At 67.4% G+C, this 14,292-nt stretch carries 13 protein-coding genes and 1 pseudogene; 5 read left to right on the top strand and 9 right to left on the bottom strand.

The annotated features are described in order from the left end of the window. Window positions 1-143: 143 nt before the first annotated feature. Window positions 144-1,763, top strand: coding sequence for an MFS transporter (locus tag G6N54_RS13980; RefSeq protein WP_163790650.1), 1,620 nt, complete (start codon window positions 144-146; stop codon window positions 1,761-1,763). 41 nt (window positions 1,764-1,804) lie between these two features. Here the strand turns inward: G6N54_RS13980 and mftG are convergent, their stop codons facing one another. The 7 genes from mftG to mftA form a co-directional block, all read right to left on the bottom strand. Further along, complete coding sequence (gene mftG, locus G6N54_RS13985; RefSeq protein ID WP_179969207.1) at window positions 1,805-3,238, bottom strand: mycofactocin dehydrogenase MftG; 1,434 nt, start codon at window positions 3,236-3,238, stop codon at window positions 1,805-1,807. Window positions 3,239-3,246: 8 nt separating this feature from the next. Beyond that, a complete protein-coding gene (gene mftF, locus G6N54_RS13990) occupies window positions 3,247-4,659 on the bottom strand; it encodes a mycofactocin biosynthesis glycosyltransferase MftF (protein ID WP_163790651.1) in 1,413 nt (470 codons plus the stop codon). 73 nt (window positions 4,660-4,732) lie between these two features. Further along, window positions 4,733-5,464, bottom strand: a complete 732-nt coding sequence (gene mftE, locus G6N54_RS13995) for a mycofactocin biosynthesis peptidyl-dipeptidase MftE (RefSeq protein ID WP_163790652.1) — start codon at window positions 5,462-5,464, stop codon at window positions 4,733-4,735. 249 nt (window positions 5,465-5,713) lie between these two features. Then, window positions 5,714-6,904 (bottom strand): pre-mycofactocin synthase MftD, encoded by a 1,191-nt coding sequence (gene mftD / locus G6N54_RS14000; protein WP_163790653.1) that lies wholly within the window; start codon window positions 6,902-6,904, stop codon window positions 5,714-5,716. Between the two features lie 2 nt (window positions 6,905-6,906). Further along, window positions 6,907-8,112 carry a mycofactocin radical SAM maturase gene (gene mftC, locus G6N54_RS14005; RefSeq protein WP_163790654.1) on the bottom strand — a complete coding sequence of 402 codons (1,206 nt, stop codon included), beginning with the start codon at window positions 8,110-8,112 and terminating at the stop codon, window positions 6,907-6,909. Next, on the bottom strand, window positions 8,109-8,438 hold the full coding sequence (mftB, locus tag G6N54_RS14010; protein ID WP_197939601.1) for a mycofactocin biosynthesis chaperone MftB: 330 nt from the start codon (window positions 8,436-8,438) through the stop codon (window positions 8,109-8,111). The genes mftC and mftB overlap by 4 nt, the downstream gene beginning before the upstream one ends. Continuing rightward, the gene (gene mftA / locus G6N54_RS14015) at window positions 8,423-8,512 is read right to left on the bottom strand and encodes a mycofactocin precursor MftA (RefSeq protein ID WP_163790656.1); all 90 of its coding nucleotides are present in this window, start codon (window positions 8,510-8,512) and stop codon (window positions 8,423-8,425) included. Before mftA ends, mftB begins: the two co-directional genes overlap by 16 nt. 98 nt (window positions 8,513-8,610) lie before the next feature. On the opposite strand from mftA, the gene mftR reads away from it, so the two are divergent. The 4 genes from mftR (at window position 8,611) to G6N54_RS14035 (ending at window position 12,115) form a co-directional block, all read left to right on the top strand. Beyond that, entirely contained in the window at window positions 8,611-9,201 is a 591-nt protein-coding gene (mftR, locus tag G6N54_RS14020) for a mycofactocin system transcriptional regulator (protein WP_163790657.1), read from the top strand. Between the two features lie 2 nt (window positions 9,202-9,203). Next, complete coding sequence (locus G6N54_RS14025; protein WP_232073703.1) at window positions 9,204-10,256, top strand: DUF2332 domain-containing protein; 1,053 nt, start codon at window positions 9,204-9,206, stop codon at window positions 10,254-10,256. A 66-nt stretch (window positions 10,257-10,322) separates the two neighbouring features. Further along, window positions 10,323-10,844 (top strand): RNA polymerase sigma factor, encoded by a 522-nt coding sequence (locus tag G6N54_RS14030; RefSeq protein ID WP_163790658.1) that lies wholly within the window; start codon window positions 10,323-10,325, stop codon window positions 10,842-10,844. Beyond that, window positions 10,841-12,115 carry a VOC family protein gene (locus G6N54_RS14035; RefSeq protein ID WP_163790659.1) on the top strand — a complete coding sequence of 425 codons (1,275 nt, stop codon included), beginning with the start codon at window positions 10,841-10,843 and terminating at the stop codon, window positions 12,113-12,115. Before G6N54_RS14030 ends, G6N54_RS14035 begins: the two co-directional genes overlap by 4 nt. Here G6N54_RS14035 and G6N54_RS14040 read toward each other — a convergent pair. Beyond that, a complete protein-coding gene (locus G6N54_RS14040) occupies window positions 12,112-13,098 on the bottom strand; it encodes a D-2-hydroxyacid dehydrogenase family protein (protein ID WP_163790660.1) in 987 nt (328 codons plus the stop codon). The two genes, G6N54_RS14035 and G6N54_RS14040, sit on opposite strands and share 4 nt — an antisense overlap. Before the next feature lie 5 nt (window positions 13,099-13,103). Then, window positions 13,104-14,276 (bottom strand): annotated as a pseudogene (locus tag G6N54_RS14045) (NAD(P)/FAD-dependent oxidoreductase). Window positions 14,277-14,292: the final 16 nt, after the last annotated feature.

Consider the following 14,292-nt stretch of genomic DNA (forward strand, 5'->3'; position numbering starts at 1 on the left):
CGAGCCCGCGATCGTGCGGGCCGCGGATCCGTACTTTCCTCGGTGATTGTGACCCACCTCCCTGTTTAGAAACAAGACCATCGGTCTATCTACGAGACTATTGGTCTCGAAACCTGGCACGCCCCTGAAGGGAGGCGCATCTGATGGTCGATGTCCTGACCCGGCCTGCCCAGCGTACTGATGCAGGGAGCATTGGCGGTAGTCCTAGGGCGCGAGCCTGGACGCTTGCGGTCGCCTGCATGGGGGTCGCGCTGGTCGTCGCGTCGATGACGGCGCTGAGCACCGCGCTAGGTGATCTCGCGGTGGCGACCTCGGCGACGCAGTCGCAGCTGAACTGGATCGTCGACGGCTACACCGTGGCCCTGGCCTGCCTGCTGCTCCCGGCGGGGGCGATCGGTGATCGCTACGGCAGGCGCGGCGCGTTGCTGACCGGTCTGGTGGTGTTTGCGCTCGGCTCGGTGGCGCCGGCGATATTGCACACCCCGCTGCAGATCATTGCAGGCCGTGCGGTGGCCGGGGTGGGAGCGGCGTTCGTGATGCCCGCGACGCTGTCCCTGCTGACCGTGGCCTACCCGAAAGACGATCGCATGAAAGCCGTCGGCATCTGGGCCGGGACGGCCGGCTCCGGCGGGGTGTTCGGGTTGATCGGTTCCGGCCTGCTCCTTCGCTTTTGGGATTGGCACGCGATCTTCTGGTCGCTCGGCATCGCCGGGCTGGTGATCTTCGCCCTAGCTTGCACCGTCTCACCGTCACGCGACAACGCCGCTCCCCGCATCGACGCGCTCGGCGCGGTCCTAATCGGTGCCGCCGTCGCTATCGCGGTGGCCGCCATCCTGGAAGCCCCAAATCGGGGCTGGGAGGATCCGCTGGTGTGGGGCGGCATTGGCGCCGGGGTGATCATCGCGGCGCTCTTCGGCGTGGTCGAATTCCGGCGGCAGCATCCACTTTTGGACGTGCGACTGTTCGCCGACCCCAATTTCGCCACCGGGGTAGCGGCGATTGTGGTGCTATTCGGAGCGACATTCGGGTTCTTCTACATCGGCATGCAGTACGTCCAGCAGATCATGGGCTACTCGCCGCTGACGACGGCAATTGCTTTTGGGCCCTTCATGATCCCGCTGGGCATCTTCTCGGCGCTGTCCTTTTGGTATGTGCCCAAGCTCGGCCTGCGCCTGGTGCTGTTCATCGGCACGCTGCTGATGGCCGTTGGTTTCGCATGCATGTACGGACTGGGCCTGCACTCGAGCTACTCCCAATTCGCCTGGCCGACGCTCATCCTGGCCACGGGTATCGGGATCTGCACGGCACCAACGACTTCGGCGATCATGGGCGCGGTTCCCGACGAAAAGCAAGGCGTAGCATCGGCGCTGAACGACACCTCACGCGAGATGGGTGGGGCGTTGGGCATCGCCGTCGCCGGTTCGATCCTGGCCGGGCGTTACTCCCACGAGATCGCGCCGCAATTGGCGAGCTTCCCGCCGGCGGTGCGGGGCCCGGCCACCGACTCACTCGCCAAGGCCGTCGAGATGGCCGGCCAGCTCGGACCGCAAGGGGCCGCCCTGGCCGAGCTCAGCAAGACCGCTTTCCTGACCGCCATGCATGCGTCGACGATCGTGATGGCCGTGATCGTCGCCGCGATTTCGATCCTGATCGGATTGTGGGCTCCCGGGCGAGATGGCCGACAACTGCGCCTGGTGCGCCGGGCGCTGTCCCGAGCGGGGGTTCGGCACGAAGGCGCCACTCGGGCTCCGCTCACCGATTAGCGACCGTTCCAGCACCGGTGCATTCTGCACCGAAGGCCCGCTCAGGCAACGAATTCCGCCGCGCGGTGCCCGAGCATCACAATGGTCGCGTGCGGCCCCCGGCTGGTGACGCCCGGCAAGACGGAGCCGTCGATCACCCATAGGTTGTCCAGCCCGCGCACGCGGCACCAGGGGTCGACGACCGCGCGCGGGTCACCGTCGGAACCCATCGGGGCGCTGGCACACAGATGCTGCGACGTCGCCCACACCGGTGGGCCGACATATGTTGCCGCACTGGCGAGTTCACGTGCGAGCTCGCTGCCGCGGCGCAGCGCCGCGACATCCTCGGGCTCGCTGTCGTAGCGGTGCTCGATAAGCGGGGGTACGCCCGGATCCGCCGACACCAGCGAGATGCGCCCGCGCGCCCGCGGCTGCATCAGCGCGACCCCGAGATGCGGCCAGTCGGGATGTCCCGCGGTGCCGTCGCCGGTGATCGCGACGAACCCGCCCGTGTACGGCCTGATCTCGATGTCATCGGCGGCGTTGAGAACCACCTCCAGCACGGGCCGGCCGGTGGCCACCGTCCAGTCGGTGGGGAGCACCCATTCGGGGTGATCACTGCAGAACATCCCCACCGGCAGCGGTGCCACCACCGGCAGGCCGAGCGCCCGCAGCATTGGCTCATCGCCGATGCCGGACAGCATCAGCAGTTGCGCTGATTGGATAGCACCGGCGCACAATATGATTCGGTCGGCGGTAAGCCCGAGAGGCCCTTGCGGACCCACCGCGTCGACGCCCGCGGCGGCGGTGCCCTTGAAGCGCAATCGTACTGCCCGGGTCCGCGACAGCACGGTCAGGTTGGATCGCGCCAGCGCCGGCAGCAGATATCCTGCGCCCGACCCGATGCGTACGCCGTCGACGATGTTGAGCGGCACCGCACCCACACCTGGGACCAGCTCGGGCCCGCAATCATTGAGGTCGGCAATCCAGGAAAATCCGGCGGCCTGCGCCGCAGCGATAAAACGTTCAGTGGTACCGGTCATTTCGTGCGTACGGCGCACCAGAATCGGGCCGCTGCCGCCGTGGGCGGGACCGGTGAAATCCAGGTCGGTCTCGATGGCCCGGAAATGATCGATGACGTCGGACCAAGCCCAGCCCGGTATCGCGGAACGATCGAAATCGCGGGGCAATCCGCGACAAAAGTACCCGCCGTTGACGGCCCCGGAACCGCCGACCGTTGACCCCCGCACGATCGGCAGCTCGCGCACGGGGTGATCGGTGATGCGGCTCGCATAGCGCTGCACCAGCGGGCTGCCCGCCCCGATCGGCAGCTGCAGTCCGTTGGCGGTTTGGGCCAGCAGCGCCGGGTCAGCCAGCGCTGGCCCAGTCTCGAGGACCGTCACGGTTCGGCCGGGATCGGCGGAAATACGTTCGGCAACAACCGATCCAGCACTTCCGGCGCCGACGATCAGCACATCGCTGTGCGTGGTGGCCAAGGTGGCGGCTAGCTCCGGATCTGCGGCTTGAGCGCGCGCAGGTTGCGTTCGCGGACCACGCCCCACCACAGCCCGAGGCCGTAGGCCAGATCGTCGACGCGCTTGAGCAACAGATAGGTCAGCAGCCCGATCGGCTCGGCCTCGTCGCCGGTGGCGTCCCGGCGGCGCAGCCAGTCGACCACGCCGTCCATCACCGCAGCAACGACGACGACGCGTCTACAGTGCCGGGACACGATGGCCGCGACCAATGCCACGGGCCAGTAGTGCCGGCAGATGGCCGAGGCCAGCTGCAGCGCCGCCGACCACAGACCGCGGGTCGCGATCACCACGACGTCGGTGAACGCGGTGTCGGCGCTACGCATGGCCTTCGCGATGCGCCGACCCGTCACGATCGCGACCACGATCGACGCCACCTGGGACAGGCTGGTGCCGAGCGCCATCAAGATCCACGCCATCAACGCCCACCCCGAGATCACCACCGGGGCGGTCTTGTCGGGATGGCGCACCGACAGCGGAGCCGCGGAACCACCGTAGAAAGCCTTGCGCGCAAGCCAATCCCGCAATTGCGTGCGGTGATCGTGGGCGACCAACGCGATCGGCTCGTAGCGCAGCCGGGCGCCCGACTCGATCAGCCGCCAGCACAAGTCGACGTCCTCGCCGGACTGCATGGTCTCGTCGAAACCGCCGACCTCACAGATGGCCGAGCGCCTGCAGATGATCGCCGCGCTGGGCACGTAGGACACCGTGCTGTGCGGCAGCACCGGCGCTTCACGCTGCCCGAGGTCCAGCGAGGAGTGCACCGCCTCGTACCGGGCCACCACGTTCTCGCTGTGCGCCAGGCCCACGATGCGCGGCGCCACCAGGGCCACGGTCGGGTCGCAGAAATGCCCGAGCAGCGCTTCCAGCCAGCCGCGGCGCGGCGCGACGTCGGAGTCCATGAACGCGACGAAGTCGGTGGTGCACGCGGCCAGGCCGGTATTGCGCGCCGCTGCCGGTCCCTTGCTGCGGGAGTGGTGCAACACCTCGATATCGCAGTGCGTGCCGGCGAAGTCTTCCTGCGCGATTGGCGACAATGACCCGTCGTCCACCACGATCACGCGCAGACCGCGCAACGAGTTCAACAGACGTCGCACGCCGGAAACGTTGTCCCGCACCGGGATTACCACGGTGACGTCGCGATGCGACGGGCCACCGGCCGGGCGCGGATGGGCGACGGTGGCGTCCAGCAGGGTGCGGGCCAGTTGGGCGCTGACGTCGTCGCGAACCTTCAGCCGGCCATCGGAGAGCAGGCCCTGCGCAGCGGGGGCCAGCTTGAGCAGGCGGGTCGGTGACCCGCCCAACAAGGCCGAGCCGTCGCCGAGCACCCGCACGCGGCGATCGACCTGAACGGCGAACCCGTCGGGCAGTCGAGGCGCGGTCATATGCGCCGCTCTCCCCCGCAAGCGGGCGGTACCCCCACCTCATCGCTTTCGCTTTGCATCGTCGCCGGCCCGCTCATGTCAGCATCCCCTCGGGACCGGGCGACCACCGCACGACGCGGCGCACACAACCGTCGACCATCTCCGAGAAAATGCGCTTGCCCTCCGCCGCGGTGGCGGTGGTCGGGTCTCCCAGCACTCCCACCGGGCTGACCGCCGCGACTCCGCCGGCGCGCATCCTCGGGAGCAACTCGGCCAGCGGCGCCCGATTCCCGGCGAGCCACCGATCGGTCAGCACATCGGACGGCGAGATATGCAGCAACACCGATGTTTCGGTATGGCCGGCATGGGCATCGGCCCCGGCGGTCACGCAGGGGCACCATCCGACGTCGCGGCCTTCGGCACGAAGAGCGGTCACCGCGCGGTGCAACGCCTCCGCGTTGCCGCCGTGGCCGTTGACGAAGACCAGCCGCTGGGCCCAGGATGCGGCCGACCTGCCGTACTCGACCAGCAGCATCGTCAGGGCGTCGGTGCCGACGGAGATCGTTCCGGCGAAACTCTGATGCTCGCCGCTGGCGCCGTAGGCGATGGCCGGCGCGACCCACCACGCCTCCTCGAGGCCTGCCCTGGCCCCCCTGGCGACCGCCGTCGCGATACGGGTATCGGTGTCCAGCGGCAGGTGCGGACCATGTTGCTCGGTCGACCCCAGCGGGATCATTATCGACGCCGAGTTGGGAAATAGCTCGCTCGACGTCGCAGCTCCTAATTCGCCGAGTACGGGCACTCGGTGATGGTAGGCGGAATTCACCTGGCGTGCACCAATTGTTGAGCGTTCAAAGTTATTTTTTTTCTGGGTTGTTCATCGAGGCGCCGAAATTCGGCTCGTCCGTCACGGTTGCCACGCGCGCATCACAATTTTCGCATACGTCGATTTTCGCTGACAATCCCACATTCGTGCGATTTCGGCAGCCGCGCACGACGAAGCCGGCACGACACCCAGGTCCGAAATTGGGCAAAGCCGCCCGACATGCTGGGAATTAGGTCGACCGAGTCGAAGTCAGGGCCGTCCCGCCGGCGGAACGCCGAGCACCCGGGTGAAGCCGTCCGGTATCAGAATGTCGTCCGGGGACAAGTCGTGGACCGAGGAGTGCCCGAGCGCCATGAGTGCCGAGTCGAGACCCCCACGCAAAACGTCGAGCACGTTCTCGACGCCGGCTTGACCATTCGCGGCCAGGCCCCACAGATAGGCACGGCCGATCATCACCGCCCGCGCACCGAGCGCCACGGCCTTCACCACGTCGCTCCCGCGCCGGACGCCACCGTCGAGCAACACCTCGACCTGCTCACCGACCGCCGCCACCACCGCGGGCAGCGCACGGATCGACGCGGGCGTCCCGTCCAGGTTGTTGCCGCCGTGGTTGGACACCGATATCGCTGAAACACCGGCATCCACAGCTCTTTTCGCGTCATCGACGCGCATGACACCCTTGAGCATGAACGGTCCGCCCCACAGCTCGCGCAACCAGGCGATGTCTTCCCAAGTCGGCGGGGGCGTGCCCATCCATTCCCCGTAGGCCTGGAAGAAAGGCGGACCGGCCTCGCCGCGGCGGGCCTGGTTCGGCACCGACAGCGCCGGCGGACGCATGGTCTTCGCCCACTTCACGAACCAGCGGGGTTTGAAGGCCGCTTCCGGGGACAACCGCAGGATGGTCCGCAGGTTCATCTCTTCGGGAATCTTGGGGCTACCCCAGTCGCGCCCATGCGAGAAGGACCAGTCGGTGGTGACGATCAAACCGACCGCGCCGGCTGCGCGCGCCCGCTCGACCCGCTCCGCGATCGCGTCACGCCCGCCCAGCCAGTACACCTGAAAGAACAGCTTGGAGTTTGCGGCGATCACTTCCTCGATCGGCTTGCTGGCGAACGACGACAACCCCATCGCCGTTCCCCGTGCCGCGGCGGCACGCGCAACGGCGACCTCGCCATCGGGGTCGACCGCCTGAACACCGGTCGGCGAAATCAACACCGGCATGGAAATATCTTGTCCCATCACGGTTGTCGATAAGTCGCGCTTTTCCTGCGCGCCCACCACATGGGGTGCAAAACCGAGTTCGCCGAATGCTTCGACGTTGTCGGAGACCGTGATTCCTTTTTCGCTGGCCGCAACCAGGGCTGCATAAACGGATTTCGGCAGCCGGCGCTTTGCGCGCTGCTGCGCGATCGCAATGGTTTCAAACCATTCGTCGGCCATGGCTAGACGGGGCTTTCGTTACACGGCCGCGCCGGCGGTTGCTGGGGCGGGCGTAGCGACAGGGTCAGCGGCACCGGTTGGCGCACTTTCTGTCCGCGAGAGTGGTCGGCACGCGGGCGCGGCGTCTGCCGGTCGCGGGCCAGGGCCGACGCACTGTGCCCTTGGACGCATTCGGGATCCGGCCCGTCCATCGGCAGGCCGGTAAAGAATTTGGCCGCCATGCAGCCGCCACGGCAGCTGTCGTAATGCCCGCAACTGCCGCAGGCGCCCGCTGATTGCGGCTCGCGCAGCTCGCGGAAGAGCGGGGCATTCCTCCAGACATTGGCGAATCCGACCCCAAAACCGGTGTCCGTCAACACGTTTCCGGCCAGGAAGCGGTCGTGGATGGCGAACGGACAGGCGTAGACATCGCCCACCGGATCGATCAGGCACACCACCCGGCCGGCTCCACACATGTTCAGGCCCGACAGCGCGCCGGCGGAGCCGAGCGGCGCCAGATGGAAGAAGGAGTCGCCGGTGAGCACCCGGTCTCCCTTGGCAACCAACCAGTCGTAGAGCTGGACCTGCTGGGCCGCGGTCGGGTGCAGGTCTTCCCACACGTCCGCGCCGCGCCCGGACGGCCGCAACCGGGTGATCCGCAGCGTCGCGCCGTAACGGGTTGCCAGAGCGGCGAATTCGTCGAGTTGGTCGACGTTGTGCCGGGTGACCACGACGGAGATCTTGGCGTCTTTGAATCCGGCCGCGGCCAGATTCTCCAGTGCACGCACCGCCATCGCGAACGACCCCGGACCGCGGACCGCGTCGTTGACCTCGGCGGTGGCGCCGTCCAGCGAGATCTGCACATCCACGTAATCGCTGGCCGCCAGTCGCGCGGCGACCTGCGGCGTGATCCGGACCCCGTTGGTCGAGAACTTAACACCGACATGGTGGGCGGTGGCGTAGTCGACTAGCTCCCAAAAGTCCTGGCGCACAGTGGGTTCCCCGCCACCGATGTTGACGTAGAACACCTGCATGCGTTCCAGCTCATCGATGATGTCCATGCACTGGCGGGTGGACAGCTCGCGCGGATCGCGCTTGCCCGACGAGGAAAGGCAGTGCACGCAGGCCAGGTTGCAGGCGTAGGTGAGCTCCCACGTCAGGCAGATGGGTGCGTCTAGCCCGTGTTCGAATTGCTCAATGAGCCGGGGTACGGGGGCGGCTGTTGTCATTGATGGTCCTCCTGGGGCACCAGCATGCGGGAATCGATCAACACACCCAACGCGTGCAGGTATGGCCCCTGCTCGGAGTCGTCGACCCCCTCGGCCCGCAGGGCCGCCCGGACGTCGGGATGGTCGGCCAGCGATCGCACCACCGAGAGGATGGTGCGGTTCTTCAGAAAAGAAAGCTTGCGGGTGCCGAAGTGATAGAGCAGTGCGCCAAACGGTTCCGGTCGAACCGCGACCTGCGGGTGCAAGCGCCAACCGCGATCAGGGTCGAACCGGCCTTGGGCCGGTCGAGCCTGCGCGGATGCAGGCACGGTCAGTAGACCCCGCACATTCCGTCGATGGACACCTCTTCGACGAGGGTCTCGGTGACCAGCTCGGCCTCGGTTTCGATTTCGCGGTCCATATGAATTGCCTCTCCTACGCTCTCGACAACGATGGTCGATCTTGCCACAATCGTGGTCAGAATATGGCATCGAGTGCCGAAATGGAAGGGCGGGTCTGATGCTTCCGCAGTCGCGAGTCGGCCGGCGCCGCTCGACGACAACGGACCACATCACCGACGTCGCGATCGAGCTGTTTACCAAGCAGGGATTCGCCGAGGTGAGCGTCGACGATGTTGCGCAGGCCGCCGGGATCTCGCGGCGCACGCTGTTTCGCTACTACGCCTCCAAGAACGCCATCCTGTGGGGTGACTTCGACACCCATCTCGCACATCTGCGCGACCTGCTCGACAAGGTCGGACCGCGAGTCCGGCTGGGTGGGGCGCTGCGAGCAGCGTTGCTGGCGTTCAACACCTTTGACGACTCTGAGACCGTCCAACACCGCCAGCGGATGCGCGTCATCCTGGAGACCGCCGAACTGCAGGCGTATTCGATGACGATGTACGCCGGCTGGCGCGAGGTGATCGCCGAATTCGTCGCGCGGCGCAGCGGCGCCAAGACGACCGACCTGCTGCCGCAGACCGTGGCATGGACGCTGCTCGGCGTCGCGCTGTCGGCCTACGAGCATTGGCTACGAGATGAATCCATCACGTTGCAGACCGCGCTCGGCAAGGCCTTCGACGTCGTCGGTGCCGGGCTGGACAAGCTGTAATTGTGAGCGCCAGCAGCGAGCACCTGCTGCACACCCTGCGCGCGCAGGGACGGTTCTGCGGCGCGTCGGGATCCGCGATGTACGACGAGCTGTTCGAGTTGGTGGCTTCCGACGTCGAAGCCGGTGGCATCTTCGCGGCGGTCCTGTCTGGGCACCAGGACGTCCCGTCGCGCGAGGCGGTGCCGCTGCGGCTGCTGGGCGGTTTGCACCGGTTGGTGCTCGACGGCCGGGCCGCAGCATTGCGCGCCTGGTATCCCAGCACCGGTGGCGCCTGGGATGCCGGCAGCGCGTGGCCCGAGATCAAGCTCGTCGCGCAGCGCCATGCCGAGTCGTTGCGCGCCGCGCTGGAACAGCCGCCGCAAACGAACGAGGTGGGCCGATCGGCCGCGCTGATCGGCGGCCTGCTGCGTATCAATCACGAAATCGAGCTGCCGATACGGCTTTTCGAGATCGGGTCGAGTGCCGGGTTGAACTTGCGGGCCGACGAGTATCACTACCGCTATGGCGGCGGGCAGTGGGGACCGATCGACTCGCCGGTGTTGATTGACGACGCGTGGCAGGGTCGATTACCGCCGGCCGGCTCGGTGCGGATCACCGAGCGGCGAGGGTACGACATCGCCCCCGTCGATGTCACCGGCACCGACGGGGAGATGACCGCGCTGAGCTACGTCTGGCCCGACCAGTCCGCCCGCCTGGAGCGGCTGCGCGGCGCCATCGCGGTCGCCCGCAAGGTGCCGGCTCAGCTGGTACGGCAGAGCGCCGACGCCGCGGTCGCCGGGCTGACCCTGGCCGACGGTGCGCTGACCGTGCTGTGGCATTCGATCACGTGGCAATACCTGTCGCGGGACGAGCGCGCCGCCGTGCGCGCTCGCGTCAATTCGCTCGGCGAGCGTGCGAATTTCACCGCACCGTTCGCCCACCTCACGATGGAACCCGCGCGCGATGGCCCGGGCGGCCCGCTCAGGTTCCTGGTGCGCGTGCGTCGCTGGCCGGGCGGCAACGCCGTGGTTCTGGGTGAATGCCATCCGCACGGTCCACCCGTGAACTGGCAATAGGCGCAATCGGAAAAGTTTTCGCCCCCAACCCGTCGGAGTTTGCGCCGCCGCGGCGACGATAAGGGTATGAGCGCCGAAACGGATCGCCAATCCGATGCTCGACGCGCGCTTTTGGCGCTCTACGACGAGGCGTTGCCCGTGGTGTACGGGTACTTCGCCCGACGCTGCGGCGATCGTGGCGCGGCGGAGGACCTCACGTCGGAGACCTTCCTCGCGGCGATGGACGTCGCGCGCCGGGTCGAGCCGCCGCCGGTCTCGATCCCCTGGCTGCTCGGCGTGGCCCGGCACAAACTGGCCGACCACTATCGGCGCGGTCAGGACCGGCTCAGCGTGCCGGTGGCCGAGCCGCCCGAACCCGTCGAGGCGGCCGACGACTGGGACGCCGAGTTGGATCGCATGGTCGCCGAGGCCGTGCTGGCCCGGCTGACCGAGCAACACCGGGTGGTGCTGGTGCTGCGCTACATGGACGACTGCAGCGTCGGGGAATGCGCCGAGCTGATCGGACGCACCGTGCGCGCCACCGAAGCACTACTGGTCCGGGCACGGCGCGCATTCAAGAAGCACTATCCGGAGGGAGGCACGTCATGACTCAGCGCGACCACAGCGACCCACTGCGCGTGCTGCACACCGATGACCTTCCGGTTCAACCCGATCCGGTATTTGCCGCGCGACTGCGCCGACAACTGGAATCCGCACTGTCGCTACCCGAAGGAGTTGTCATGAGCGGCACTACAACTGCCCTCGCAGAACTGGCCGAACCCGTTGCTCCGAACGCGCCGCGATCGGCCGCACTGCCCTACCTGAGCGTGGCGAACGCACGCGCCGCCATCGCCTGGTACGCCGGGGCGTTCGGCGCCGTCATCGTCGGCGATCCAACTGTCATGGACGACGGGCGGATTGGGCACGCCGAACTCGCGATCGATGATGGCGTGCTGTATCTGGCCGACGAATATCCGGAGCTCGGCCTGAAAGCACCTGTGACTAACGTCGTTTCGGTTAGCCTGATGCTGCATGTCGCCGATACCGACGCTGCCCTGCACCGAGCACGTGAACACGGAGCCACCGTCGAGCGAGAGATCTATGAAAATCACGGAACCCGCACCGCCACCATCGTCGACCCGTTCGGGCACCGTTGGATGCTGTCCGGGCCGAAGGCGTTGCGCATCAACACGATCCAGCACGGCGACATCGGATACGTGTCGGTGTGGACCCCGGACGCCGATCGCGCGGCGGCCTTCTACGGACGCGTCCTGGGCTGGACCTACGATCCTGCGTCACACCAGGTGACGAATACCGACCTACCGACCGGGATTCTCGCCACCGACGACGCCGCCACCCTGTTCTGCTGTTACGCCGTCGAGGACATCGAGGCTGCGCGCATCGCGATCGCCCAGGCGGGTGGCGTCCCGGGCGAAATCCGGGACACCGACTACGGCGTGCTACTGGACGCTACCGACCCCCAGGGTACGGCGTTCGCGGTTCACCAGCCGCTTGCCGGTCGAAAGCGCCCGGAAATCAACGGTTCCGGGCCCGGTGAACTGTCCTATGTCACCTACGAGGTGGCGGATGCGGCCGGGTTCCGCGAGTTCTATGGCCGAGTGCTGGGGTGGACTTTCGACCCGGGCCGCGTGACCGACGGCTGGCAGGTACTGGGGTCGCACCCGATGGCGGGCGCCGCCGGCGGCAGCGAGCGTCCCACCGCCGTGCCGATGTGGACGGTCGCCGATATCGAAGTGGCGGTCGCGCGGGTGCGCGAAGCCGGCGGCACCGTGCTGGCCGAGCCGGCGCGCCAGCCTTATGGCATCAGCGCCGAGTGCACCGACGACCAGGGCGCGCGGTTCTACCTTGGGCAGCTCTAGGTGCCCAGCGCCTCGGGGTTCGCGATCCGGATCGGCGTTCCGTCCAGCCAGGCGACCACGGCTTCGATGCTGTCCGAATAGAAAGCGGCCAGCATCTCGCGGGTGACGTACCCCAGGCGCGGGGAGAGCGTCACATTCGGCAGGCGGCGCAACGGATGGTCGGGCGCGGGCGGTTCGACTTCGTAGACGTCGAGTCCGGCGCCGGCGATACGCCCGGCCCGCAGCGCCGAGATCAGCGCCGTCTCGTCGACGATCGGGCCTCTGGAAGTGTTGATCAAGTAGGCGTGCGGTTTCATCAGGGCCAGCTCGGTTTCGCCGACCACGCCTCGCGTCCGTTCGGAGAGCACCAGGTGGATGGAGACCACATCGGAGGACGCGAACAGCGCCGCCTTCTCGACCCGGCGCGCACCGGCCGCCGTCGCGGCCTCCTCGGTCAGGTTCTGGCTCCACGCAACGACTTCCATGCCGAACACGCTTGCGTACTCGGCCATTCGCTTGCCGGTCCGGCCCAGCCCCAACAGCCCGAGGGTCTTGCCGGCCAGCGTCACACCGACGCTGCTCTGCCACCCGCCATCGCGCATCCGCCGGTGCTCTTCAGCCAGGTTGCGCACCGTCGCGATCAGCAGGCCCCATGCGAGTTCGGGGGTGGCGTCGCGGACCCCCCGGAATCGCGGATTGGCGAAATCCGAATGGGCGACCAGGACGCCGGATTCGCTGGCCGCGGCCATGTCGAGGTTCGGCAGGCTCATGCCCACGATCGTTATCAGTTTCAGGTTCGGTAGACGCTCGATCAGCGTGCGCGGCAACGCCATCCGTTCGCGCAGGGTGCAGATCACGTCGAACGGCTGCAGCGCGGCTACCGCTTCCGCTTCGGAGAGATGCCGGTCGAAGACGGTGATCTCGGATCGGCTGCGCACCGGCGACCAGTCGGCGAGCTCGAGTGCCATACCGGCGTAGTCGTCGAGGATCGCCACCCGGGGCATGGGTGTCAGCCTAGCATCTCCGAAATCGGTGTTGCCGCAGCGATTTTGCCACGGGCCTTCATAACTTTGCCCGGCAAACCGCCGCCCACCACGCCGACCACCACGCCGTCCCGCTCGTAGTAGGCCAGGAACTTTCGTCCGTCGTCCTCGACGAGGTGCACGATGTCGGTGGCTTCCGGCTCCCCCAGGCACTGGATCTTGACGTCATACTGGTCGCTCCAGAAGTACGGCACGACCGTGATAGACGGCACCTCCTGGCCTAGCATCGCGGGCACCACTACCCGGGCCTAGTCGGCCACGTTGCTCCAATGCTCCACGCGCGCTTGATGTCCCGTCGCATCACGCCACGAGGCGACATCTCCCAGCGCCCACACGTTGGGCACACTGGTGCGCCCTGCTTCGTCGCAGATGACACCGCTGTCGACGTCGACGCCGCTGCCTTCCAGCCATTCGGTGGCCGGTCGGGATCCGATCCCGACGACGACCAGATCGGCCGTCAGCTCGGTGCCGTCGGACAGCACCACCGTGTCGACCCGGCCGTCACCGCGCACCGCGGCCACACCGATGCCGGTCCGCACATCGACGCCTTCGCCGCGATGCAGCCGCGACACCAGTTCGCCGATCTGTTCGCCGAGCACCGAAGCCAGCGGCGTCGGCTGCGGCTCCACCAGCACCACGTCGACCCCCAGGCTGCGCAGGCTGGCCGCGACCTCGCAGCCGATGAAGCCGGCGCCGACCACCACGGCGTGCTGCGCTTCCGACGCGTGCTCGCGCAGCGCCATGCTCTCGTCAAACGAGCGCAGCACCCGAATGCCCTCGAGATCCGGGAAGGCGGGAATGCGCCGCGGAACCAACCCCGTCGCGATCACCAGCTCGTCGTAACCCAGCGAGGTTCCATCGGAAAGGGCCAGCGTCTGCGCGGCGGTGTCCAGACCGGTGGCCGCCGCACCGAGCCGCAGCGTGATGTTGTTCTCGTCGTAGAACTCACGCGGCTTGAGGGCGACGTCGTCGACCTCTTTGCGCAGCACTTCCTTGGACAGTGGCGGCCGATCGTAGGGCAGATGGACCTCGTCGCTGACGATCGTGACGGGCCCGGTGTACTCCGACCGGCGCAATTGCTCGGACGTGCGGGCCGCGGCGAGCCCGCCCCCGACGATCACGATTCCTTTATTGCTCACGTGGAGTTCATAGCAC

The organism is Mycobacterium stomatepiae (assembly GCF_010731715.1).
Classification (GTDB): Bacteria; Actinomycetota; Actinomycetes; order Mycobacteriales; family Mycobacteriaceae; genus Mycobacterium; species Mycobacterium stomatepiae.

Bases quoted from the DNA above. Each gene is read 5' to 3' on its own strand.
- mftD (WP_163790653.1), bottom strand. From the start codon at position 6,904: ATGGCCGACGAATGGTTTGAAACCATTGCGATCGCGCAGCAGCGCGCA.
- mftF (WP_163790651.1), bottom strand. From the start codon at position 4,659: ATGACCGCGCCTCGACTGCCCGACGGGTTCGCCGTTCAGGTCGATCGC.
- mftC (WP_163790654.1), bottom strand. From the start codon at position 8,112: ATGACAACAGCCGCCCCCGTACCCCGGCTCATTGAGCAATTCGAACAC.
- G6N54_RS14040 (WP_163790660.1), bottom strand. From the start codon at position 13,098: ATGCCCCGGGTGGCGATCCTCGACGACTACGCCGGTATGGCACTCGAG.
- mftA (WP_163790656.1), bottom strand. From the start codon at position 8,512: ATGGACCGCGAAATCGAAACCGAGGCCGAGCTGGTCACCGAGACCCTC.
- G6N54_RS14035 (WP_163790659.1), top strand. From the start codon at position 10,841: ATGACTCAGCGCGACCACAGCGACCCACTGCGCGTGCTGCACACCGAT.
- G6N54_RS13980 (WP_163790650.1), top strand. From the start codon at position 144: ATGGTCGATGTCCTGACCCGGCCTGCCCAGCGTACTGATGCAGGGAGC.
- G6N54_RS14030 (WP_163790658.1), top strand. From the start codon at position 10,323: ATGAGCGCCGAAACGGATCGCCAATCCGATGCTCGACGCGCGCTTTTG.
- mftR (WP_163790657.1), top strand. From the start codon at position 8,611: ATGCTTCCGCAGTCGCGAGTCGGCCGGCGCCGCTCGACGACAACGGAC.